Annotated in this window: 1 protein-coding gene; it reads right to left on the minus strand. The window is 67.6% G+C overall.

What is annotated here, in order from left to right:
* On the minus strand, nt 1-1,727 hold a 1,727-nt coding region (locus tag ON20_RS22705; protein WP_040838436.1), incomplete at both ends, for a non-ribosomal peptide synthetase.

A 1,727-nucleotide genomic window follows, 5' to 3' on the forward strand; every position in this document is an offset into this window, starting at 1 on the left:
GACGGGGCCCGGAAGCCGTGGGACTCGAATTCGGGTTCGGGCAGGGCCTTGCGGTCCAGCTTGCCGTTGACGTTGAGCGGCAACGCCTCCAACATCATGAACACCGACGGCACCATGTACGACGGCAACTCCACCGCCAACGCCGCCTTCACCGTGTTCACATCGAGATCGTCACCGGACGGGACGACATAGGCGACCAGTGAATCACCACGCCGGGCATCCGAAGTGGCGATCACCGCCGCATGAGTGATCTCGGGGAGAGCGACCAGCGCGGCCTCGATCTCACCCGGCTCGATCCGGAAACCACGAATCTTGACCTGGAAATCGGTACGCCCCCGATACTCCAACTCGCCCTCGGCGTTCCACACCACCAGATCACCCGTGCGATACATGCGGGTTCCGGGCTCGAACGGATCCGCCACGAACCGGTCCGCGGTCAGATCCGCACGACCGAAATAGCCACGCGCCAACTGCGCACCCGCCAGATACAACTCACCCGGCACACCCACCGGCACCGGCTGCAACCGCACATCCAGCACATACACCCGACTGTTCCACTCCGGGCCACCGATCGGCACCGACGCCACATCGGCGTCGGTGACCCGATGAGCGGTGATCGACACCGCGGCCTCGGTCGGACCGTACAGGTTGAACAGCGCGGCGTCGGCGTTCGCGGCCAGGAACCGCTGCGCCAACCCGCCCGGCAGCGCCTCACCGATGGCCAGCACCCGCCGCAGCGAACTCGTCAGGGCCCCATCGGATTCGGTGAGCAGCGCGTCCAGCATGGACGGCACCACATGCAGCGTGGTCACCGACTCCCGACGCATCAACTCGTTCAGATACTCCGGATCCCGATGACCATCGGGAGCGGCGATCACCAACCGACCACCCGACACCGCCGCCGACCAGAACTCCCACACCGACAGGTCGAACGTCGCCGCGGTCTTCAGCAACACCGCATCCTCGACACCGAGATCGAACTCGGCGGTCTTCCACACCAACTGGTTGACGATCGCCGCATGCGGCACCGCCACACCCTTCGGCCGACCCGTCGAACCGGAAGTGAAGATCACATACGCCGTATTCCGCGGCCGCAGCGGCGCCACACGCTCCTCCGCGCGCACCGGCTCGGCCGAGACCGCCTCTACGTCGGCCTCGTCGATCCGAACAACCGGCACCGTCTCGGTGGTGAAACCGGCCTCGGCGTCGGTGAGCACACACACCGGTGCCGCGGTCTCCAGGATGTAGGCCGTGCGATCGGCGGCCTGCGCCGGGTCGACCGGCACATAGGCGCCCCCGGCCTTGGCCACCGCGTACATGGCGACCACCAGGTTCACCGACCGCCGCAGCGCCAACGCCACCCGATCCTCCGGGCCCACACCCAGCGCGATCAGGCGCCGGGCCAACCGGTTCACCCGCGCATCCAACTCGGCGTAGGTGATCCGGACACCGTCCGGCCCCACCAACGCCACCGCGTCCGGATGCGCGGCGACCGTGGCATCCAGCAGCGACACCAGGGTCGCCGTGGTGTCGATCTCACGCTCGGTCGTACCGCCGCCGGTGACCAGGACCGCCCGTTCGGCCGGATCCAGGATGTCCAGCTCGCCCACCGGGGTGCTCGGCTCGGTCACGATCTCACCGAGCAGCCGGATGAACCGGTCGAGGAAGCCCTGCGCGGTTTCCCGGTCGAACAGATCGGTCGCGTAGGTGAGGTAACCGCCGATACC

Origin of the sequence: Nocardia brevicatena NBRC 12119, from assembly GCF_000308495.1 — a bacterium.
Taxonomy (GTDB): Bacteria; Actinomycetota; Actinomycetes; order Mycobacteriales; family Mycobacteriaceae; genus Nocardia; species Nocardia brevicatena.